16 protein-coding genes are annotated in these 22,649 nt (G+C 68.6%); 8 read left to right on the forward strand and 8 right to left on the reverse strand.

Annotation, left to right across the window (positions count from 1 at the left end):
- Positions 1 to 161: 161 nt before the first annotated feature.
- Positions 162 to 1,988: a DNA cytosine methyltransferase gene (locus FRCN3DRAFT_RS0203905; protein ID WP_232793911.1), complete on the forward strand. Its 1,827-nt coding sequence runs from the start codon at positions 162 to 164 to the stop codon at positions 1,986 to 1,988.
- Positions 1,989 to 2,145: 157 nt separating this feature from the next.
- Complete coding sequence (locus FRCN3DRAFT_RS0203910; RefSeq protein ID WP_027140227.1) at positions 2,146 to 2,679, forward strand: very short patch repair endonuclease; 534 nt, start codon at positions 2,146 to 2,148, stop codon at positions 2,677 to 2,679.
- Here FRCN3DRAFT_RS0203910 and FRCN3DRAFT_RS0203915 read toward each other — a convergent pair.
- Complete coding sequence (locus FRCN3DRAFT_RS0203915; protein ID WP_232793912.1) at positions 2,601 to 4,460, reverse strand: DNA cytosine methyltransferase; 1,860 nt, start codon at positions 4,458 to 4,460, stop codon at positions 2,601 to 2,603. The two genes, FRCN3DRAFT_RS0203910 and FRCN3DRAFT_RS0203915, sit on opposite strands and share 79 nt — an antisense overlap.
- A 525-nt stretch (positions 4,461 to 4,985) precedes the next feature.
- On the opposite strand from FRCN3DRAFT_RS0203915, the gene FRCN3DRAFT_RS0203920 reads away from it, so the two are divergent.
- A complete protein-coding gene (locus FRCN3DRAFT_RS0203920; RefSeq protein ID WP_007508648.1) occupies positions 4,986 to 6,284 on the forward strand; it encodes an ATP-binding protein in 1,299 nt (432 codons plus the stop codon).
- A gap of 253 nt (positions 6,285 to 6,537) precedes the next feature.
- Here the strand turns inward: FRCN3DRAFT_RS0203920 and FRCN3DRAFT_RS53850 are convergent, their stop codons facing one another.
- The 5 genes from FRCN3DRAFT_RS53850 to FRCN3DRAFT_RS0203950 all read right to left on the reverse strand — a co-directional run bounded on the left by FRCN3DRAFT_RS53850 (position 6,538) and on the right by FRCN3DRAFT_RS0203950 (position 10,207).
- A complete protein-coding gene (locus FRCN3DRAFT_RS53850; RefSeq protein ID WP_007508647.1) occupies positions 6,538 to 6,903 on the reverse strand; it encodes a DUF5615 family PIN-like protein in 366 nt (121 codons plus the stop codon).
- Complete coding sequence (locus FRCN3DRAFT_RS0203930; RefSeq protein ID WP_007508646.1) at positions 6,900 to 7,346, reverse strand: hypothetical protein; 447 nt, start codon at positions 7,344 to 7,346, stop codon at positions 6,900 to 6,902. Before FRCN3DRAFT_RS0203930 ends, FRCN3DRAFT_RS53850 begins: the two co-directional genes overlap by 4 nt.
- Positions 7,347 to 7,955: 609 nt before the next feature.
- Positions 7,956 to 8,447, reverse strand: a complete 492-nt coding sequence (locus FRCN3DRAFT_RS49130) for a DUF6082 family protein (RefSeq protein WP_007508645.1) — start codon at positions 8,445 to 8,447, stop codon at positions 7,956 to 7,958.
- Positions 8,448 to 8,755: 308 nt separating this feature from the next.
- Positions 8,756 to 9,019, reverse strand: coding sequence for a hypothetical protein (locus FRCN3DRAFT_RS0203945; protein WP_007508644.1), 264 nt, complete (start codon positions 9,017 to 9,019; stop codon positions 8,756 to 8,758).
- Between the two features lie 528 nt (positions 9,020 to 9,547).
- Complete coding sequence (locus FRCN3DRAFT_RS0203950; RefSeq protein WP_007508642.1) at positions 9,548 to 10,207, reverse strand: sulfotransferase family protein; 660 nt, start codon at positions 10,205 to 10,207, stop codon at positions 9,548 to 9,550.
- Between the two features lie 786 nt (positions 10,208 to 10,993).
- Between FRCN3DRAFT_RS0203950 and FRCN3DRAFT_RS57345 the strand changes: the two genes are divergently transcribed.
- From FRCN3DRAFT_RS57345 to FRCN3DRAFT_RS42540, 5 genes are all read left to right on the forward strand, one after another.
- Positions 10,994 to 12,409 carry a peptidylprolyl isomerase gene (locus FRCN3DRAFT_RS57345; protein WP_007508640.1) on the forward strand — a complete coding sequence of 472 codons (1,416 nt, stop codon included), beginning with the start codon at positions 10,994 to 10,996 and terminating at the stop codon, positions 12,407 to 12,409.
- Between the two features lie 569 nt (positions 12,410 to 12,978).
- The gene (locus tag FRCN3DRAFT_RS54780; RefSeq protein ID WP_198535935.1) at positions 12,979 to 13,407 is read left to right on the forward strand and encodes a hypothetical protein; all 429 of its coding nucleotides are present in this window, start codon (positions 12,979 to 12,981) and stop codon (positions 13,405 to 13,407) included.
- Positions 13,408 to 13,779: 372 nt separating this feature from the next.
- Positions 13,780 to 14,937, forward strand: coding sequence for an MFS transporter (locus tag FRCN3DRAFT_RS42535; protein ID WP_007508637.1), 1,158 nt, complete (start codon positions 13,780 to 13,782; stop codon positions 14,935 to 14,937).
- A gap of 108 nt (positions 14,938 to 15,045) precedes the next feature.
- Positions 15,046 to 15,390 carry a metallopeptidase family protein gene (locus FRCN3DRAFT_RS0203975; protein ID WP_007508634.1) on the forward strand — a complete coding sequence of 115 codons (345 nt, stop codon included), beginning with the start codon at positions 15,046 to 15,048 and terminating at the stop codon, positions 15,388 to 15,390.
- A 624-nt stretch (positions 15,391 to 16,014) separates the two neighbouring features.
- Positions 16,015 to 16,920 carry an SAM-dependent methyltransferase gene (locus FRCN3DRAFT_RS42540; protein WP_007508631.1) on the forward strand — a complete coding sequence of 302 codons (906 nt, stop codon included), beginning with the start codon at positions 16,015 to 16,017 and terminating at the stop codon, positions 16,918 to 16,920.
- A 93-nt stretch (positions 16,921 to 17,013) separates the two neighbouring features.
- Here the strand turns inward: FRCN3DRAFT_RS42540 and FRCN3DRAFT_RS55860 are convergent, their stop codons facing one another.
- Positions 17,014 to 19,296 (reverse strand): EAL domain-containing protein, encoded by a 2,283-nt coding sequence (locus tag FRCN3DRAFT_RS55860; protein WP_007508629.1) that lies wholly within the window; start codon positions 19,294 to 19,296, stop codon positions 17,014 to 17,016.
- Between the two features lie 695 nt (positions 19,297 to 19,991).
- Complete coding sequence (locus tag FRCN3DRAFT_RS0203990; protein ID WP_007508626.1) at positions 19,992 to 20,858, reverse strand: helix-turn-helix domain-containing protein; 867 nt, start codon at positions 20,856 to 20,858, stop codon at positions 19,992 to 19,994.
- Positions 20,859 to 22,649 lie beyond the last annotated feature (1,791 nt).

Raw genomic sequence — 22,649 nt, forward strand, 5'->3', positions numbered from 1 at the left:
ACCGACGCCCGGCCCGCGACGACGGCGGCCGGCACGGCGGGTATGGGGTCAGGCTGGTTCGGGGACCGTTCGTACGACTGGAGCCCCACGCAGAGAGTTGCGCGGACACCAAGGAGCTAGCCGCGCTCGTCGGGCGCCTACGGGCTGAGGATCCGGACCAGTTGCTCGTCGCCGACCTGTTCTCGGGGGCCGGAGGGCTGAGCCTCGGGCTGGACCAGGCCGGGCTGCGGGTGGTGCTCGGCGTCGACCATGACTCCGAGGCGACGGAGACACATCGCCATCATTTCAGCGGTCTGACGCTCGACGAGGACCTGTCCGACCCGGCGAAGGTCGATGAGATCGCCGAGCTGATCCGGTCGTTGCGGCTGGACGTCGTGGTCGGCGGGCCGCCTTGTCAGCCGTTCTCTCGGGCGGGCCGGTCAAAGATCCGGCACAGGGCGCGACTGGGGCTGGCCGAGGCGCACGACCGACGCCGGGACTTGTGGGAGTCGTTCCTGGCGATCGTGCGCCATGCGAAGCCAGGCTGCGTACTGATGGAAAACGTGCCGGACATGGCGCTGGACCGGGAGATGTTCATCTTTCGAACCATCGTCCACACGCTCGAGGGGCTTGGCTACTCGGTCCAGGCCCGGCTCGTCGACACCTCCGAGTATGGCGTTCCCCAGTTTCGGCAGCGTCTGATCATCGCTGCTATGCATGGCGGAGCTACCTTCAGTTGGCCGAAGGAGGCAACCGAGCGAGTCCACCTGTGGAACGCGATCGGAGACCTCCCCGAGGTTGAAGGTGGATGGCGGCCGCCGGGAGGGCCGGCCGGTTGGTCGATGTATGACCCGACCGAGCCGCAGAACAGCTTCCAGCGCGCCATGCGCGCGAAGGTTCCTCGCGGCGAGCGGGACCGCGTCTACGACCACATCACCCGACCGGTGCGGCCCGACGACCGCGCGGCGTTCGAGCTCATGGACGAGACGACGCTCTACTCGGACCTGCCGGCCGAGATGAAGCGCTACCGCGACGACATCTTCGACGACAAGTACAAAAGGCTGAGCGAAAACACCTTCTCGCGGACGATCACTGCCCACATCGCCAAGGATGGCTACTGGTACATCCACCCACGCCAGAGTCGGACCCTGACCATCCGCGAGGCGGCGCGTCTGCAGACGTTCCCCGACCACGTCCGCTTCGCTGGTCCGCCCTCGGCCGCGTTCAGGCAGATCGGAAATGCGGTGCCGCCACGCCTCGGCGAACATCTCGGCCGGGCACTGGTTCAGAGCCTCGACGCACCCACAGTGCCACAGCCAAGCACCGCCGAACTCGCCAACCGGCTCACCGCCTGGTTCGCCGAGCAGCGCGAGACCACCCTGCATGTCCCCTGGCTGACGGCCAGAACTCGATGGCAGGTCGTTGTCGCCGAGATGTTGTTCGACCGAGTGACTGTCGAGCAGGTCCGGCTGTTGTGGCCGCTGCTCGCTGGCTGGAGTAGCCCCGCCACCACGGTCGAGGCCGCGGAGGGATTCCTCGAGTCGGCCAGTTGGATCAGGCGTCGGCATCGTGCGGAGCAGCTTCTGGAGGCGGCCCGCTGGCTCCTAGAGCGTCCAGAGGCGCTGGACGCGCCCGATCCGGTCGGGAAAATCCCGCATGTAGCCCAGTCTGTCATCGATCTGGCTGTCCTCGTCGTCCGGACGGCGGACGTCGACGAGAGTCCGGAGCCCGTGCTCGTCGGCAAGGGGGTGCTGCGCCTAGCGGCCCGGCATGATGACAGCTCGGTCGACTTCCAGAACCGGATGTCCGACGGCCGGCTCGCGGTGGCCAGGCTCATCGGTGGTCCCGGCACCGCCCGCGAGGCGCATCTGGCGTTGGTGGCGCTGGCGAACTCGGTCTGCCGGCCGCATGCCCCGGTCTGCGCGAGCTGCCCTCTCGCCGCCACCTGCCGCCATGCGAACCAGCCTGACAGGACCGGGTCGACGAAGGCGCGACAGAAGAAGACCTAGGCCAAGCAGTCGGCAGCATCCCCGGCCGCCGCGTCCTTCTGTCGCCTTGCCCAAACGCCAAGGGGGTTGGCGGAGCGTCCATATTGCTTGTGGCCGGATGGCGGGCATGCCCAGCCGCTGTGGGGCGAGCGTGGCCCGGGCTGGAAGAATCCGGTACGTGACCAAGGACGGCCCAGGCGCCGCGGACGACATGGGCCCCAAGGCGACGCGGCCTACCTGGGTCGCGACCGACGCTGGCAACCACCTGCGGGGCCGCAAGGCACAGAACACCAAGCCTGAGGTCGCGCTCCGGAAGGCCGTGCACGGTCTTGGCCTGCGCTTCCGGATCCACCAGACGGTGGCTCCGCGATGCACCCCCGATTTTGTGCTCCCTCGCTGGCGACTCGCGGTCTTCGTCGATGGTTGCTTCTGGCATGGCTGCCCCGAGCACGGGATGAAGCAGTATCGCGGCCCAAACGCCGAACTGTGGCGCCAGAAGATGGAGGCAAACCGCAACCGGGACCGACGCAACGACGCCGCGCTCGCTGAGGCCAGGTGGGCGGTGTTGCGCGTATGGGAGTGCCAGGTACGGCGAAGTGCGGGCGAGGCTGCCCTGCTCGTGCAACGCGCCGCTCAGGACGCGAAGAGGCCGTCTGCAGACAATGCCTCGTCGAGCCTGGACGCCGCCCGCGCCGCCGACCTACGGGCGTAGGCGCAGCCCGCTGACGCGAGCGGGCAGGCGGCACAGTCCGGCGTGGTCGACTCGCACACTGTCATAGCAAGATGGCGGATCGCTGCCATCCGCATGGGCGCCTCCTCGCCCCTCTTCGCCACCCGGCCCGGCTCGTCGGTCCCGGATGTTTGGTCAAATTTCTGCTCACCCGTGCCGACCAGCCTTGACAGGTCGATGCGTCCATTCGTCAGCAAATTTTGCTCGTCGGAGGTGGTGTCAAGGAATCGGGCTGCAACCCGGACCGCGCTGGCGCCGGCCACGAGGACGTCATACCCACGGAGCAACTTGAAGACCTTCGCCTCGGCGGGCCGCAGTTTGAGGAGCTTGATAACGTCGCCAGCGTCCTCTGACAGCTCGACATCAACAATCTTTCGGAGCCGCTCAAGCCTGCGGCGGGTGTTGCTCGGCGCGACGCGCAAACAGGCCTGCAGCGTGGCGTCGTCAAGGCGATCGCACCCGCTCAGCACGGACAACGCGGGCATGTCCTCTGCGGGGATCGGCTGGGCTCTGGACAGCAGCGCGCAGGCCGCCGCGAGCAGCGGCGTCATCGCCTCGCCTGGAACGGCCGTCCATGCCTCGCTGCGCGACAACTTGGCCGCCCACTCCACCAACAGCCGATGGACCTCGGGCCAGTTGGCCGCCGGCGCCGACGAGGCTCCTGATTCGTCGGCGGACATCGGTCGCAATGCCTGCGCCGCCGCAGTGCCCGCAAGAGGCGGCACGGCATTACCTATCTGCTTGAAGGCGTCGCTTCGATAGCCTGCGAATCGAAACCAATCCGGGAAGGTCTGGATGCGCGCCGCCTCCCGGACCGTCAGCGTCCGTAGTTCGGACGGGTGAATGTACCAGTAGCCGTCCTTCGCGATGTGCGCGGTGATCGTCCGGCTGAGCTCCTTCCAGCCGAGCCGGTTGTACTTGTCGTCAAAGGAATCCGACCGGTACCTCTTCATCTCGGCCGGAAGGTCCGAGTAGAGCGTTGTCTCGTCCATGAGCTCGAACGCCTTGCGGTCGTCGTCGCGGACTGGGCGGGTGAAGTGATCGTAGACGAAGGTCGCGTCAGCTCCCTGCCGCATCTCGCGGGCAAACTCACTCAGCTCTGCGTTTTCGACGTAGGGCAACCGGCGTGCCCCAGTGGACAGGAGCAACCGAGGAAGGTCACCGATCGCGTCACAGACAGTCGTCTGCCGCTTCTCGTCTTCTTTCGGCCAAGTGAAGGCGCCCCCATCCCGCCGCGCAAGCAGTATGAGGCGACGGCGATGCTGGGGTACCCGATGCTTCCACGTGTCGATGATTCGGACCTGGGTTACATATCCGGACACTTCCAAATCGCCGACTATACGGCGTATTGTCTGGAAGTCATCACCCAAACCCATGTCGGGGACATTCTCCATCAGCACCGCGCGTGGCTTCAGCTCCAGCACGATCGACAGGAACGCCATCCACAGCTGGCGGCGGGGGTCGATGCGTGAGCGGGTGCCCTGTTCGACCAGACTACGAATCTTGCTCGACCCAGCCCGGCTGTATGGCTGGCATGGAGGCCCACCGGCTACGAGATCAATCTCAACACCGTTGAGCGAGGCGACCAAGTCGGCTCGGACATTGGGCTCACTCAGATCGAGTTGCAGCGCGCGGCCACGGAAGTTGGCACGGTGGGTCTCGATTGCACGCTGGTCATGATCGACGGCCGCGACCACCGTCCATCCGGCCTGCTCTAGCCCCAGGCTGAGACCCCCTGCTCCTGCGAACAGATCCAGAGCCAAGCGACGACCGGCCGCCACCTCCTCCGCGCACCAGGCAGCGAACTCGTCATCGGGCGGACTTCCAGCGCAGGGTGGAAGCCGTAGTAGATCACTGCGCTCTAGGCGCACGCCGTACGTAGCCACCGCCCGCCTCCCCAAAGCCGTCAGCCCGGACTAGTCGCATCCGGAGCAGCCACCGACGCGCGGTAGTAGTTAACAACAGCTACGCCAGATGACCCTCAGGGGACCTGTCGGCCCCTTCCCGAAGCACACGGAGACCACCACCAGGTCCTTCGCACAGACGTTCTACCACCGGGATGCGACAAACTCTGGAGCTCCAGACACGGTCTCGAGCCGCCACAGCGGCGCCGTCGGCGTCGGCGTCGGTCGCACCACGCACGGGCGGACCGTCGTGGAGCCATCCAACGCCCACCTGCGCCAACTACACGGCAGAAACCGAGACAACACCTGTGGCGCGCTGTCCACAGCGCCGAGGTGTGTGGGAGCCTGGAGAAGGTCCGCGAAGGAACGAACGAGGGGGAACAGGTGACGGCACGCAGGACGTACGAGGTGACCCCGTCGGCGGCCCGCCTCACCCGGTCGCTCCGCGACGTCGGCTACGACTTTCCCGCCGCCGTCGCCGATCTCGTCGACAACAGCGTCTCCGCCGGCGCCACCCACGTTCAGGTGATCATCGAGTTCGACGGTGTCAACTCCCGCGTGTTCATCGCCGATGACGGCATCGGGATGAGCGAGAACGCCTTGGTAGAGGCACTGCGCTTCGGGTCGCGGCGCACCTACGAAGCCACCGACCTCGGCCGTTATGGCCTTGGCCTGAAGACCGCGTCCCTCTCGCAGGGGAGGTCAGTCACCGTCGTCACACGGCGGTCCGCCTCCGTCGACCGCATCTTCGTCCGCGAGCTCAACCTCGATCTCATTGAGGAACTCGACGAATGGCTCGTGGTGGCGCCGAAGCGCTCCGCCGACACCGACCGAGCGCGCGAGCTGCTTGGCGATGGCGCTGGCACCGTCGTCCTCTGGCGTCTGCTCGACCGCGTCCTGCCCGAGAAACACCCGGAGGGCGGCTGGGCCCGACGTCGGATCGATACATACGCCCACCGCACCGCCGAGCATCTCGCCATCGTCTTTCACCGCTTCCTTGAAGGACTACCAGACGGCCGCAAGGTGACGATCTCGGTCAATGGTGAGAAGGTTCGCCCTTGGGACCCATTCGCGCCGGGCGAGGAGCACTGCCACAAGCTGCCGGAGCAACAATTCGAGATCACCGTCGGCGACGCATCGGGCACAGCCCACCTATGCCGCTTTGTTCTGCCCGCCCGTACCCAGTTCTCCTCGCAGGACGAGTTCGAGCGCCTGTCGGGCCCGCTGAACTGGAATCGCCAACAGGGCCTATACGTCTACCGCGCCGACCGGCTGGTCCAGTGGGGTGGATGGGCTGGTATCCGTGGCATCGACGAGCACACCAAGCTGGCTCGTGCCTCGCTCGACTTCGACACGTCGCTCGACCCAGTTTTTAATATCAATGTGTCGAAAATGCGCGTCTCGATACCGCCGCAGCTCCGCCAGATGATCGCGACATCGGTTAACGAGCTGTGCCTCGCCGCCAACGCTGCCTACCGCCGCTCATCGCCCCGCGGCAACATGCCGCTGCACCTCGGCGCCGGTCAGCCGGCACCCACTCCAAGCGCGGACTTGGCGCTTGCAGGCCTCGCGCTCCGCTCGGCGGCTATGCAGTCCGGTCACTACGACGCGCTGGAAAGTATCTTCGCCATCGTCCGCCGCGACGCCCCCCAGATCGCGACCGCGCTCGGCCTGACCAGCTGACGACGCTGACCTGCGGAACGCAATCGCCCGAGTGATCCACTGCTTCACTCCGACCTCGTCCGAAGGTCCGGTACGCGACACCAGTCGAGTAGGCCATGAGCGACGATCAATTCGATGACGTTGCTGTTTCTAGAAACTGAGGCACCCGTCCTGCTGCGGGCCGGGACCTGGCCGGTGCATCCCTTCGCCCATCCGGGAGGATCCAGCTCCAACGGGCGGGCGGCTCTGTCACTGGACGAGCCTGCGCGTGACGTCAGCGCTGGAGGAATAGGACCAAGTCCGGGCCAAGCCTGTCGGGCTCATGGAGAAGCTTGTCGAGCGCGCCGACCACGGCGCCGACGAAGCGGCTGTCCTGGGGGAAGGCCTTCGTCGACACGAAGACGATGCCGGCATGGGAACGACCGTCGGCGCGGTACTGGGTATCAAGCCGCGCGAAGTCCTTGATGTTCAGGGTGACGAGCGCGCGCCCGTGACGCGTCGCCTCCGCGAGTAGCTGGTCGTCCGGCAGAGCGAGCAGGGTGGACTCGGTGACGACACAACGGACGTCGTGCCCCCGCTCGCCCAGCTGACCGGCGATCCGCTGACTCAGCATCTCGTCGAGCAGGAGCGGCCGGCTCATCGCGCGAGAAGTTCCTGCTCGCGTTGCCAGGCCCGTTCGGCCGCGAGCTCTGCTTCGTCCGCCGCCTTGATCTCGGCGTCCACCTCGTCCGGGAAGGCGGCCCAGTAATGCACCGCCGTGCGTGCCAGCCGAACGGGCAGGGCGGTGTTGTCGCAGACCAAGGCCACCAGCGCTTCCTCGGCGAGGTCCGGCTCAGCGGCGCGGGCGGACCTGAGAGCCCTGATGACCTCCCAGACATCAGGCCCACCGACCAGGCCCGCACGCCGCCCCGTCGGGCCGCTCCGGAACGTTATGCCGGGATGCTCATGCATCCGCAGACCCTCGTCGATCAGCAGGTTCGCGGCCGAGGACAGCGACAGCCCTGGATGGGCGGCGGTAAACGCCGCCAAGCGGACGGCAACGGCCTCGTCGAATCGGACTGGAGTCGGAGCTCGCTTCGCCACGACTACAGTGTAGTTACATGAAGTCGCAGGATCCACTAGGATCCAACCTGCACCAGCCGCATCGCCGGAAGGCATCCGAGCGACTTGCCGGTCAAGCCTGACAGCGAGCCCGCAACGCGATTCCCGGCCGGCCGGGGCGTCCAGGTCATCGGACGGCCGACGGCCACTGAGCATCGGCACGTTCATCTCCATCTGTCCGCTCAAGCGGTGCGAAGCATCCGCCCCGGCCAGACGATCGTCCGGCCGGACGGCATTACTGTCTACTCAGACAGTGTCTGAGTAGACAGTACCGGAGTTGGACAAAGAGAACAACTACACCGGTTACTGACGGCCACGAAGGACGATGTCTGGCCGGATCGGATCGCTACCCCCGGGCATCGCCTGGCCAACGAGCCACGCCGTCGCCCGAGCCCGCCGCCTCGGCTGGTGAGAAATGCCGGCAGTTGCTCCCGGCTGGCAGCCCTGATCGACAGCCACCAGCAGCGACGGGGGCTCAGCGCCCAGATGCGCCCCCGACTGACGCCGCGCGAAGGCATCCAGAAACAGCCCCTCGCTGGGCACCCTGCGGCTGGTGAAGACGACGTCAAGGCTGGGAAGCATCTTGATCAGTCAGCCGGAGCCTGAAGTCGGGCTCGGGGTGGGACCTGCACTCGGGGTCGGGAGACAGAGGTATTCCCCGTCGACGATCTCGTGAAAGCGGCGCTTTCGGCGGGTGCTCGCCGACTTGGCTCTGATGTCACGGCTGCCCTCCCAGAATCGACGGCCGTCGGATCCAGCGAGCACGATGTGGGCGGCCTCACGCAGTGCCACCTCGGTGAGGGCGTTCAGCTCGAACATGAGCTCCCAATGGGAAAAGATCATGTTCACGTACAGCTGAGCCCGCTGCTGCTCCGGGTCGGCGGAATCGAAGAAGTCACCCCAGCAGCGCCGGTAGACCTCGTCGTCCATCGCCATCCGCAACAGATCCACGTGCAACGACCGCAACGCCTGGTCTCGCCGGGCCCTCACTACCCCAGGCTGCAGACCCACCGACCAGACCGCCGCGGCGAGCACGGCCGCCGGCAGCAGCGCCCGGGCCGCTCCATGCCTTTCGCCCGCCATCGCCCTCCCCCTCATCGCACTGACGTAGCCATCACTGTCTCACCAGACAGGGCACAAGTCATCACCATGGCGACGAGAAGGAGCAGTCGTTGCCGAGGAACCTTCAAATGGCAACGAATGTGATCAGGATGGTGGAGGGCTGGCTCACAGCGAGGGTCTAACGCCCCCTGGGCATCGGCGCTGGTGGCAGCGGCCCCAGCTTGCTCGCGGCGGTCAGCTCCAGAGGAGCGGGATCAGGCTGCGGCCGAAACCACTGGGCGCGCCGATGGCGATCGCCTAGCGAGATGCCGCCGACTTCAGCGAGACACTCAAGCATCCGGGATGTCCGGCTTCGCGGCGATGAGCATTTCCCGAGGGATCACAACCAGCCGTTCGTCTGAGCCGACCTGCACCCCATCCGGCAGGCGGTGCTCGTAGGTGACGGTCAGATCGCGACCAACGATCGCGATGTCCCCGTTGTCGAGTTCCCAGATGTCAGGGCATTTTGGAGTGGCATCAGTAACGCCAAGCTCAGCCGCCGAGAGTCCAAGCCGACGCCTGAATCCAGTCTTCGGATCCGCGTTCCAGACCATGCGCCACCCCTAGTAGTCATGGCAACTATCCGCCCAGGCATCATGCGTGCGCCACTGCCTGGTGCCGGTTACGCCAATCCTAGTGCGAAGGTGAGGGACGCTCATGCATTTGCGCAAACCCTCGGGACGCGGCGGTCCGCTGGGCGCGCACGATGACGGTGACGCCGGCGGGACGGACGGGGCGTGAAACGCGGAGGCGGAGCCTGAGGGGCTTCGCCCCGCCTGTTCGGCTCCGAACACTCCGATCTGCCCGACCCGAAACCAGCCGCGACTATCAAAGCCAACCCGTTGGCATGATCACTGTTTGCGCCCGCTGGTGGTCGCGGAAGGACCGCGGATGCAACCAGCGGAGGGCAGAAATCGCGATCATGCCGGGTGGCGGAACGGAGCCAACCGTGCCGGGTCGGGCGCCAAGCCTCGGCGCGAGTCGGGAAGCGGGGGGCGGGGGCGGAAGCGGGGGGCCCGCCCCGGCGGGGGGAGTCGCCGGGGCGGGTTCCTGACTGCTTCCTTTGCGGGGTATCGCCAGAACTATGCCGCGGCCGAGGCTGCGGCCGCGGCCGCAGCGACGCGGGCCTGCTGCTGAGCCCCGTAGGCGTCTCGTTCGTTGAGGCGGGGGAACGGCTCGGCCGGGACCGGGACGCCGAGGAAGGCACACAGCGGTTCCCAGCCCTCGGCGACGTCGAAGACCAGCAGACGATCCGCCGGGATCTCCCGTTTCACCTCGGCGATGTGGTCCTCATAGACCCGCAGGGCATGGTCCTTGTCGCCGAAGCGCCCGTCGAAGACGCCGTTCCAGATCAGCAGGTTGAGCAGCCTGATAAGCGGCTCGACCTCCGCCGGCAGTCGCTCCGGGACGTTCAGGATCGCCTGGTAGAGCGTCTTGTGGACGCTCTCGTACCACTTCTCCGGGTCGCGTACCGAAAGAACCACCTTCGACGCCGGGTCGTGAGCGGCGAGCTCTCGCCAGAAGCGCGCGCCTGGCCAGTCGACGGTCGACTTGTACCCGGCGTACATGGAATCCCAGTCGACGGGTTTTCCTTCGACCGCGTCCAGCCAGTCGAAGACGGTGTCGCGCCGCTTCATCAGTTCAAAACCATGATGGCAGGGGCCGAACCCCAGCTGTTCGAGAGCTGCCTTGAGCGAGAGAGTTCCGGTGCGCCCGAAGCCCGCGCCAACGATGTCGACCATTTCCCTCCTCGGTAGATTGCTTCGGGGCAACGCTATCGAAGGGGACTTTCAGGCTGACACGGAACCCCCCGCCGAGGACGAAGAGCGCTTTGCTGTGCATCAATGTCCGCCGGGGATTGATGACGTGGTAGCCTTCTCAGCCGCACCACAAAACCGCGTTCCCTACCGGAATTGCGGGAAAACGCAGGCGTCGTGTTTATCTGCGTACAGTACGCAATATTGCGGCACCCCGCCCCCCGCTGTCGGAACTGACAGTCACGCGGCGGGAAGGCGATACGCTCGACTCAGCTTTTCACGCGGGCGCGCCACGGCGCCACCAACACTGGATGGACAGCCGCCTGGATGGCCGCGGCGGACGCGACCCGACCGCGGCGATCCGTGCTTGGACGAGTCACATCCACCGCGAGTCCATGGATACGGCGAGGGTCAACCGCCGGCCCGCCCGCCGCGCCACCGTGCCGCTGGACCCCTCGGCCCCTCGGCCCCTCGGTCGCTCCGTCGCTGGCGACCGCTACCTGCGGCCACGCACGCCAGCCGGCCGACCGTCCCGGTGCGGGTGCGGTGCAGGTGCGGGTGGGGGTGCGGCGATCAACGGCTTGACGCGTCACACCACCTGCACGGAGGGCTGATGTCGCACCCATCTCCCGGCGGAGGACATCTGGGACCGCCTGGCTCAACACCGATGGTGCGCGACGGAGCGGCTACCTTCCGTTATGAAGCGAGCCTATGTGAGCGGCTGCTGTACAGGTCTGGTTGCTAGGCTGCGGCGCCGGGAGGTAGGTGCTGATGCCGGACGAGAAGGACCCAGCCGGGCCGGATGCACGGTCTGACGAGTCGAGCGCGCCGGCATCGCCGGCGGCCAAGGAGACCACGGACGACGAGGGCCGAGGCCAGGACAGTAAAAGACGGGGCGGTAAGAGACAGGGCGCCATCACGACACCGCCCATCATCCTGTCCGCCTCCGGGATTCCGATGGTTCAGGGTGTGGACGCGGGTGCCGGGCCGGGTGGGGCCGCGGGCGGATGGGCCATATTGCCGCCACCCCGGGACCCCGCTTCCGGGCCGTGGGGGCTCACCGCCCCTACTCTTACGGATCGTGACCAGTCCGGCTCGTCTAGTGATGACTCTGAAGTCGACGACATCGATCTCGACGTCGATGGCACTGACGACACCGACGACCTCGACGACGCGGTCGAGGACGGCTCGGCGGCCCGCGGCGGCGAGGAGGCCGGCGTGAAGGTCACCGGCCGCTCCTCGGGCACCGACCACGGCGACGACGATCTCGACGAGGACGACGACGGGCTCGACCCGGCCGACCTCGACGAGTCTGATTTCGACGAGCCCGACTTCGACGAAGATGACGAGGACGAGGACGAGGCCAGCGATGGCGGCGAGGGCAGCTCGCCGAGCTGGCAGAAGAACATCTCCGGCGAGCGGCCGCGACGGCGCGAGATCGCTCCGGAGGTGAAGGTCGCCGCCTTCGGCATCCTCGCGGCCCTGCTGCTGACGGTCGGTGCCATCGCGCTCTCGAAGTCACTGGGAGGCTCGTCGTCCGACGACACCGCGAGTGTCACCCCCGAAGCGACCGCGAGCGTCAAGCCGCCGGCGACGTCAAAGGTCGGTGACTGCGTCTACACCGAGGACGAGCAGACGCCCGCCCGTGACGTCACGCTTCCACCCGCGGGATCCAGCGTCGACACGAATCCCGCCAAGATGGTGATCACCACCAACCTCGGCACGATGACAGCGACCCTCGACGCGGCCAAGGCGCCGTGCACCGTGCACGCGCTCAGCTACCTCGCTGGGAAGAAGTACTTCGACGGAACGACCTGCCATCGGGAGACCTCCGGCCCTGACGCCGGGATCTACGTCCTCCAGTGCGGTGACCCGACCGGCACGGGCGGCGGCTCGCCCGGATTCCAGTACAAGAACGAGAACACCACCGGCGTGAACTACAACCGCGGCGTGATCGCCATGGCCAATGCCGGTCCGGACACGAACGGCAGCCAGTTCTTCATCAACTATGCCGATCCATCCGAGGAAGGTGCCCAGGCACTCGCCGGCAACTACACGGTCGTCGGTCAGATCACCGAGGGACTCGACGTCCTCGACAAGATCACCGGCCCCGGCGCCGCAGGTGAGACGGGTGACGGTGAGCCGGTCACCAAGCCGCAGATCCTTTCGTTCACGATCACCCAGTGAAGCCCGGCGAACGGCGACCTGACCGCGGTCATCCGGTGACAAATCCGCGGTAGCGCATCGCGCGCTCGCCATCGCGGTCACCCCGGCATCTCTGCGACGATGTTGGGGTGACCGCCCTGCCCGGCCAGCGAGAACTCCGCCGGTCCAGCGCGTCCGGCCATTCCAGCACCCCCACCGCGCCACCGGCGACCTCCGTCGCGCTTGCCCGCAGATCCACCCTCACACGCAGATCCGACCTTGCGCACAGATCCGCCTTCGTGCGTGGATCCGTCCTCGCGCTCGCGCACAGATCCGCCCCCACACCAGCGCTCGTCGTCGCGGCCGTACTAGCGGTCGCGTTGACAGTCGCGGGTTGCGGCGGCGGCGCTGGCTCCTCCGCGGCCACCGGATCTCAGCCGGTCCCACATCAGTCCTCCCTGCCGGGAAGTTCCTCAGGCACCGACGACGCGGGCTCGGCGTCGGGATCTGGCGGGGCCGGCGGCTCGAGTGTCGGTCCCGGCTTCGGGGGCAGCGCCCCGGTCGACGGCGGCAACGGCGCCGACGGCAGCCGGACAGTGGACTGCGGCGACGTGATCGACGAGATCCCGGCACCACCCGGCGAGTTCTCCACCGTCGCGAAGGATGTCGCTCTTCCCACCCGCGTTCAGATCCAGGCCGCCCGCGACACCAACATCCCCACCTCCGACCCGCAGGCGTATTTCGCGAAGTACGGCCTGCTCGTCCGCGTCGGCGTCGCGGTCGACCTGGCGCTGGCGCCGACCTTCGCCAATGAGGCCGCGATCGGCTGGGGCAGGGGCGAGCCGGGCCTGGTCGTTCACGTTCCGGCCTGCTCGACGCGCCAGGACGGCGCCGTCTGGCTGGTCTTTGCCGGCGGCTACTACGTCAACACCCCGCGCTGCCTGGCTGTCGAGGTCCGTACTCCGTCCGGCACGGGGTCGGCCGACATCGGCGCCGGCGCTCCCTGCCCGGGCCAGTCCACCGTGCCACCCGGCAGCTAGTACGCCCCAGCGCCCGTTCACCCGCCTCACCCCATCGCGAGCCCCATCGCGAGCGCCATCGGATCAAGATCAGTCAGACGCCACGCGCCGGCGGTGACGCCCAGCGTCTGACTGATCTTGAGAAGGTCATTCCGAAACGACATCCCCCGGTGCCGCTGACCCCGCGGTGCCGCTGACCACAATGCCGCTGACCACGGTGCCGCTGACCACGGTGCCGGTGACTCCACAGTGCCGCTGAGCAGGACCTCAAGTTGCCCGCCACAAGTCCGCAAGTTCGCCGCAGGCCCGATGACGCATGGTTCCGGAAGCCGCCTCGCCGAGGCGCGTTCCCGATCACGGCCGGCACTCCCGGCCCGTCCGCCCGGAGCCGGCATGATCATCACGAACCAGACGGCCGGCCCGGCCAGGGTCCTCCGAGTCAGCAGCACCGTCGACACCGACGAATTCTGGGCAGGCGGCGCCGGTACGACCCACGGGGCCCGCCACGCGGAGACCGGCCTTGGGAGCCCCGCACACCATGAGACCGCCACGCACCCTGGGACCCCGGCCCAACCTGAGACCGCCGCAGGCCCGGGGACCGCCGCGGGCCCCGGGACCGCCGCAGGCCCTGGGATCCCGGCACACCCTGAGACCCCAGCATTCCCTGAGACCGCCGCGCGGCGGCTCGCGTTGCCGGTGCTGTGCGCCGTCCAGCTGATGGTGCTGCTCGACGGGACGATCGTGAACATCGCGCTGCCGACGATCAGCGGCGCGCTGCGGCTGGGGCCGGACGACGCCAGCTGGGTCATCACCTCGTACTACCTGGCGTTCGGAGGGCTGCTGCCGCTCGGCGGGCGGGTCGGCGACCTGCTCGGCCGCCGCCGGGTCCTGATCGCAGGGACGGCGCTGTTCACCGTCGCGTCCCTGCTCGGCGGCCTCGCGGGTAGCGGCACGATGCTGCTGGTGACGCGGGTGCTGCAGGGGGTGGGCGCGGCGGCGGCCGCGCCGAACGTGCTGGCCCTGCTGACGACGACGTTCACCGACCCGCGCGCTCGGGCACGGGCGATCGCCGTCTATGCGGCCATGTCCGGCGTCGGGATCGCGAGCGGCCTGATCGCCGGTGGCCTGCTCACCGGGTGGGTGTCCTGGCGATGGATCTTCCTGGTCAACGTCCCGCTGGGGCTCGCCGTGCTGGCGCTGGCGCCCCGGGTGCTGGCTGAGACCGCCCGTCGGAGAGACGCTTCGGCCTTCCCAGCCGGCCCAGGCTCCGCTGACGAGATGGACGTCGCCGGCTGGATCGACCAGACAGGCCGAGTGCGCGGTACGCGCCGGCCGGGCGGCGGCTTCGACCTCGCCGGCGCCGTCCTGGTCACCGCCGGGATCACCACGGTCGTCTACGCGCTGGCTCGCGTACAGTCCGCCGGCTGGTCGGACCCGTGGACGCGCGGCTCGTTTGGGCTCGCCGCGCTCTGCCTGCTCCTGTCCGCCCGGGTCGAGGCGCGCGGCGACACAAGGTGGCGTTCCCTGCCACCGCCGTACTCGTCGCCATGATCACGCACTCGTCGACTCGGGATCAGCAGATGTCGCCGTCCACCGGACGTATGCCCGCCTCAGCCAGTCCGGCGGACCTGGGGCTGCGCGTGGCGAGAGACTTGTGGCATGGGCGTGGACGTGCCGTTGGAGCGGTTCGAAGAATTGGTGGTCGAGGCGTTGGACAGCCTGCCGCCGGAGCTGGGCCGGCAGATGCGCAACGTCGCGGTCCTGGTGGCGAACGACTCGGCGGAGGGTCTGCTCGGGCTGTATGAGGGCGTCCCACTCACCGAGCGGGGCGACTGGTACAGCGCGGTCCTTCCGGACCGGATCACGATCTACCGAGATCCGATCTGCGAGATCTGCGCGAACGAGGCTGAGGTCGTCCACGAGGTTCGGGTCACCGTCATCCACGAGGTCGCCCACCATTTCGGCATCGACGACGCCCGTCTCCACGAGCTTGGTTGGGCCTAGATCCCACAGCCGGCCCGCGCCGGCCCGCGCCGGCCGGGGACCGCCTCGTCGAGGCAGGTCACAGTGGGGTTCGGACGGCGATCCCGACCCCAATTTCGACTGCCTCGACAGCGATGTCAGTCAAGACTCGGGCGTCGCCCGTCCAGGTCCACCTCCTTTGAGGAACGCCGCACTGAGCCGTCGCTGTGATCCCCACGCCCGCTCTCACCGCCGAGCTTCACCGTCGATCACCGGCAGCACGCGTGGCCGGCGATCTCCAGCTCCTCGCCGCCCACACTCATCCCATGGTTTTCCACTGGTGCCGCGTCGGCCAAGGTTGGCCGCCGGTACCACCGCGCCATGGGCTTGATCGTCAGATCTGTACTCGGATCCGAACCAGAGCCGGCTCGGAGTTCGGATTTGGATACAGTCCTGGCGATCTTCGAGATGTCGACCGGGCGAACGCCGCCGCGGACGGCATCGGGCGTGGATAAAAGGGGCAAAAGGGGCACGGAACGTCGGCCTGCGCAGGGAAGTTCGACACGTTGAGACAGACTGATTACCGAATGCGACAAAGGGTGGGTGCTAGGGCGAAGCCGGGGGTAGGGGTTGGGCACATCTGCCAACCGAGCGGCGGAGGTAGCGGTGGCACCCACGGAGCCATGCCTGGGACGGTCCGGCATCGATGCCGACGTCGACGTCGACGTCAGCCTCAGTCTCGGCCTCGATCATCGACAGCCGAGCACCTCGCGGGTCTACGACTACTTCCTCGGCGGGTCGAACCACTTCGCCGTCGACCGGGAGCTGGCCGCTCGCCTGTCGGCCACGCTTCCCGACATCGGCGCGATCATGCGAGAGAACCGGGCTTTCATGCGCAGGGCCGTCCGTTTTCTCCTGGACGCCGGCGTCGACCAGTTCCTCGACCTTGGTTCCGGCATTCCGACCGACGATGGCCCGGACGGCAACGTGCATGAGCTGGCGCGGCGGCGCCGCCGACGTGCCCGGGTCGTCTATGTCGATCTCGACCCGACGGCCGTCGCCCGCAGCCGCGTCGTCCTGGCCGGCAACAGGGACGCGACGATCATCGAGGCCGACCTGCGCGACCCGGACGCGGTGTTCGGCCATCCGGACACCCGCCGGCTGCTCGACCTGACGAAGCCCGTCGCGGTGCTGATCCTGGGCGTCCTGCACGACATCCCGGACTCGGACGACCCGCAGGGGATCATCGCCCGGATCCGGAAGCGCCTCGTCCCGGGCAGCTTTCTCGCGCTCTCCCAGGGCACAGCCAACACCCGCGCCGATCCCGACGGATCGGCGACGAATGCCTACGACGACGGATACGCGCGCGGCGCGCCTCGGCTCACGCTGCGCGACCGCGCCCAGGCCCTCGCCTTCTTCGCGGGCTTCGAGCTGGTCGCCCCCGGGCTCGTCTTCCTCGAGCACTGGCGCCCGTATCTGGACGACGACGCCGACCGCCTCACCTCCCCCACCCGCGTGGCCGGCGCCACCCCAGGTTTCCGGGCCGCCCTCGCCGGCATCGGCATGCGATGAGCTCCCCTACCGATCCGCGGCCACGGGTCCGGTTGAGGACTGGGAGGACTGGGAGGACTGGACAGCCAGACCTGGACCTGTTCGGGTGCGCGGCTATGGGTGGCGGTGGGTGAGGCGATGGTGGTGGCCGTCGCGAGCCACGGGGACCAGCGAGATGACGGGACCGTCCGGCGTTCCGAGGACGGGCGCCGACGCTCCGGAGGCAGCGGCGAACGCGGTGGCCATCTTGTCCGCGCACATAGGACGACCGAACAGGTGGCCCTGGCCGAGGTCGGCGCCGAGCGCCAGCATCCGCGCCGCCTGCGCGCGCGTCTCCACCGACTCCGCCGTGACGATGTGCCCCAGCCCGTGGGCGATGGAGACGATCCCCTCGATCATCTGGTCCATGGCCTCGGACCTCACCGACCCCGCGAGTCGCCCAGCCCGTTCCGCCCCGGCGGCCACCAGGCCGGCGACGACGAGGCCGGTGGCGACGGCGGCCTCGGGCGCGCCCCCCACGACGGCGCCACTCGCGGCCGCGCCGTCCGCGGCCGCGCCACCCGCGGTCGCGTCATCCACAGCCGCAGCGGCGGCCACAGCCACGCCAGTGGTGCCAAGGCCCGAGACGGCGTCCGCATCCTCATCGGCATCGGCGTCGGCGTCGGCGTCGGCGTCGGCGTCGGCGTTTGCCTCCCCCTGGGAACAGAACTGGCCGGCGAGCTTGAGCGCCCCGACCGGCAGCGTCGGCAGGTAGGCGAAGTTCGAGTAGCCCGTGCCGAAGTCGTCGATCGCGATCCGGATACCCGCGTCGGCGAGCTGCCGCAACGCCTCCGGCTGGCGGCCGAACGCGTCGATCATCAGGCTCTCGACCAGCTCGAGCTGTAGGCGGCGCGGGTCGAGGCCGGCGCGTTCGACGATGTCGAGGATCACCGGCACGACGTCCGGCTCCTCCAGCTGGCGTACCGACAGGTTCACGCTGACGAAGGGGCCGGAGACGGCCGCGCCACGCGCCCGCGCCCCGCCCGGGGCACCAGGCGCGCCAGGCATCGCCTCGCCTGACGCCGGACCCACTGACGCCGGACCCTCGGACATCGGATCCTCTGGCCCCGGCTCGCCGGCGGGCACGGTCGCATGGGCGGACGCGGCGACGCTGGCCCAGCGGGCCGCGTCCCGGCAGGCGGTCTCGAGCACCTGTAGGCCGAGCGGCACGATCAGGCCCGACTCCTCGGCCACCCCGATGAACTCGTCCGGCGACAGCAGGCCCCGGCGCGGGTGGTCCCAGCGGACGAGCGCCTCGGCGCCCTGAATCATCCCGTCGGTCAGCCGGACGATCGGCTGGTAGTGCACGACGAACTGGCCGGCGCGCAGCGCCGCCGCGATCGAGCGGGTCTGCCGCGCCGTGGCGGCCGCGGCTGCCACCTGCTGGGAGGACGACGACTCGTAGCTCGACGACTCGTAGCTCGACGGGCTCTCGCCGGCGCCCGCGAGGCGCGCCGGCTCACCGCCCTGATCCCCACCGAGACAGTCGCGACCGGTGAACCCGCCGAAGGTGCCGGCCGTCAGCCGGGGGTCATGACGGCTGGTCACGTCCTCGATCGTGACGGCGTAGTACGAGCCGCCGGCGGCGGTCTCGTCGTCGACCATCGCCGCCGTCAGGCTGACCCATACCCGGAGGTCATCCGGACCGTCCGGCCGGTCCAGCCGCCAGATGCCATGCCCTGGCCGACCAGCGCGTACCGCCGCCCACATGTCGATCAGCTCGGCTCGGTCGCGCGACGGGACCAGGTCCCAGACATCGCCGATGGACAGGCGGGTCAGGTCACGCCCGACGATCGCGCTCGCGGTGTCGTTGGCCTCCAGGATCGACCCGGAGTCGGCGACCACCAAAGTGCCGATCCCGGCGTGCTCGAAGACGGACCGGAACCGCTGGTCGCTGCGCCGACCGGCGCGCTCGGACCGGCGCAGGTCGGCGAGCTCCGCGCGGTGCTTGTCGCCGGCGGTGGCCAGGGCGCGCTTGCGCACCGCCTCACCGTGCCCCGAGGCGACCGCCCCGAGCACCACGAACGCGGCCGGTGCGCGCCCTGGGCCCGCGGCGACGGTCAGCGGCGGCCCGAGCACCTCGACGGTGCGGGCGAGAGCGTCGGAGTCGGCGAAGCCGATCCGGGCCAGGCGGGCGCCGACCGCCAGGCCCGCGGCGCGGTCCACCGGGTCGGCGGCGAGCGCTCCGAGCAGTTGACCGGTGAGTTCGCGCAGCTCGGCGCGCATGCCGGCCACACAGGCGTCACGAGGATCCCCGGGCGTGGGCGGCCCGCCCGCCTCCGGCGAGGGGCAGGTGTTCGCCGGCGCCGCCGTCATCGACACCGCGTCGTACCAGCGATCCGCGATCCGGTCGTCCACGGCGCCTTCCCTGCGTTCCGGGAGCTCATTGTGTTCCGCCCATGGTCGCAGAGGCCGTTCCGAGGCCGCACACTGGCACCCGAGTTCGTCGCGACCTGCGCCCTATGCGCGCCGCGGTCCCCGTGACCGCGAGATGAGCCGAGCCCAAGGCCCCACCGGCGCCTGGCGGACCGCGTGGCCATCAGCACAAGCGGAGCGCGAGCTTCCGAATTGTCGGGTCGGCGGGCTGTCGGGCCGGCGGGCCGCGGGTTGGCGCGCCGACGTGAAAGTCCGGTGAACCGGCCCGGCCGCGCGGCGTGGTACATCGAACCAGCCATGGCGACCTGGTAAACGAGCGGACACGGAGCGACGCCGATCACCGAGCGCTCTCGGTTCGTTAACAATGCCGAATCAAATGGCGCACTGGTCATGATGGGGCGCGCGCCGGAAATGCACGGCAGAATGCACGCGTGATACGCACGGTCAACCTGCACGTGCATCTCGGAATTATTTGGGTCGTCACCGCGCCGCGGGCGATTTTGCGCGCGGACGGCGGCTGCGCCGAGGATCCTTCGGACCCGGCCGGCCGCGCCGCCGGCCAGCGTGCCAGCGGGGCCCGCGCCGGCCCGGGGCGCGCGCACCGCGCGACGGCGGCTCACGGCACGCGGACATGCCAGAACCGCCGCCAGGGATCACGGCGGCTGGTTACACGGCTGTCACAGGCTGGCGGCGATCTTCTTCAGGACGTCGGCGGTGCGAGCAGGGGTGGTGCTGTCGACGCAGAGCCGGTCCATGGCCTCCATGTACCGGTCGACATCCTCGCGTTTGTCCAGGTAGTTGGCCCCACCGAGAACCTCGATGTAGACGACGTCCGGAATGTCCGCTTCGGGGAAGCGCAGGATGCTGAATGCGCCGCCCTCGGCCGCGTGGCCGCCGAAGTCGAACGGCATGACCTGCAGCGTCAGCGAGGGCTGGTTCATCAGCTCCAGCAGGTGCTCGATCTGCGCCTTCATGGTCTTGGTGCCGCCGATCGGCCGGCGCAGCGCCGCCTCGTCGATGACGACCCACAGTCGAGGCGCGTTGTCCCTGGTCAGGAGCTTCTGCCGGTTCATCCGCACGTTGACGCGGGTATCGATGACATCCCTGGCCACGCCGCGGTTGCCCTGCGTGATCACCGCCCGCGCATACTCCTCCGTCTGCAGGAGGCCGGGGATGAACTGGAGCTCGTAGGTGCGGATCAGCGAGGCCGATTCCTCTAGGCCGATGTATGGCTGGAACCAGTTGGGCAGGACCTCGGAGAAGCTCTGCCACCAACCCTGCTGGTTTGCCTCACGGACCATCGCCAGGAACGGCGTCCGCTCTGCCTCGTCGGTCACGCCGTAAAGAGTAAGCAGATCCTCGACGTCGCGTTCCTTAAAGCTGACACGACCTAGTTCGAGCCTGCTGATCTTCGACTCGGAACCACGAATGTGATAGCCGGCTTCCTCCCGGGTTATCCCTTTTGCGTCCCGCAGCCGGCGTAGCTGGGAGCCGAGCAGGATGCGACGAACGGTCGGGCCACTGCCCGCCGACGGTGTCGTCACGTCCCGCTCCCTCTGATCCAGTCCTTACGACGGTTAGCAAGCTTGTCCGCGTTCGTGGCCGCCGTCCAGTGCCGATCAGGATAAAGCTGTCCCGACCGCACGGTTCGGTTGTTCCGGACGCGCCACCGGCCACGGCCCACCGGTGCCGCTGAGCACACCGAGTCAGGCAGTCGCGGAGCAAATCCGACATTCACCTCACGACGGACAATCGTTACAACCTCGCCGGACGCCACGACCCACGCGGATCCACCGAACGGAGCCATTCTGCCAGCCCGCCCAACTGTCCCGATAGTTGGGCGGTCGACCAGTGCGCCAGCTACGCCCAGCCGAGAGACCCTCGCCACGGCGATGTCCACGCGGCCAGGGTAGGGGACTCCGGCCATGACAGGCCTCACGGCCTTCCCAGACGCCATGCGCGGATGGGAGGTTGTCCTCGCCGACTCGACACCGGCGAAGGTCGACCCGACACCAGCAGAGTGGGCGACGCCGGACGGAACGGGCCGGTCGTAACCGGACGGCGACGGCGCAACGTCGGCGACAGGCGCGCCGGAGGGCACGACGACCACCCCGGGGCGCGACGCGCCCTCGTCCGCCACCTGACCCCTCCGTCGCGGTCACGACGCGGGATCCCACATCCCACGCTCGGACCCACCAGACCCAACCGGCCACGGTGCGTCGCTTGGAGATTCCTACACCATCGGCGGCTCGTTGGCATCATCGACCGGATCTGTCACGTTGCGCACAGATGACAGTGACGTAAAGAAATCGAGTCGTGACGGTTGGCGGGCCGGCGCGCCGAGCGACATCGCCTCGGAGCCACCTTTCCGCCGCGGTCACGAGCGATGCACTTTTCCACAGGCACCGTGGCCACAGGCACCGTGACCGCAGGGGACGCGACTACAGAGGACGCGGCCGCAGGGGATGTAGCAAAGAGGAGTCGCAGCCGCTCCCGCCGCGGCCGAGCTGGCCACCTCTTCTGCCAGCTCTTCCAGGAACTGGGCTCTTCTACTGGGGCGGGCTCTTCCAGCAGATAGGCCACGCGCGCGAGGCCGAAGCTCCAACTCCCGGCCCCGCCCGCCCGCCGCGGTCCCGCCGCGGTCCGAATCGCCCGAGCGGCCGAGGGCCAGGCGGGCACGCCGCCGGGCGCGACCGCCACGGGCACGCCGCGGCGCGACCGGAGCCCCCCGCGACGGGCGGCTCGCAAGGAAGGTCGGCACTAAAACCCGCAGGTCATCGGCACGAAGCTCCGCACGCTACGTCCGTTGGGCGCATCTGAGCTTGCGGACGCACCTTCCTTTCGCGCCCAACGTTTGCACACGTCCTCTCCCGGGCAGATGCACGTGCATGCGACCGTGCCATACTGTGACTGCAAGCAAGAAGCACGGTGTATCCGTGGCTTCCGAGGCACGGAGGAGGTGGGCTGGTGCCTGCGACTCGACTTCCGAGTGAGCGACTCCAAGGAGTTGTCGCCTCCTCGGCGCGCGTCGCCGCCAGCCTGGGGTTCCTGCCGGATCGGCGACGGGGTTCCCGTCGGATCGGTGAAGCCGATCTGGGAGGTCGTGATCGGACAGGTGTGCTGACAGGTCGGCGATCTGGGAAGTACGGGGCGCAACGCCCCAACGGCGTTCCTGGTCTTACTGGCCGGGAGCCCTTCCCGAGACGGAGGCCCGGCATGAACGACTGGCACCGCTCGCCGAGGTCGAGTCGCTCGCCACAAGCAGACGGCTCGACTGAAACGTTGGACATGGATTCGGGGTGTGCCGCATACGGCGGCAACCCTCCCCGGCATCC

Origin of the sequence: Pseudofrankia saprophytica, from assembly GCF_000235425.2 — a bacterium.
Taxonomy (GTDB): Bacteria; Actinomycetota; Actinomycetes; order Frankiales; family Frankiaceae; genus Pseudofrankia; species Pseudofrankia saprophytica.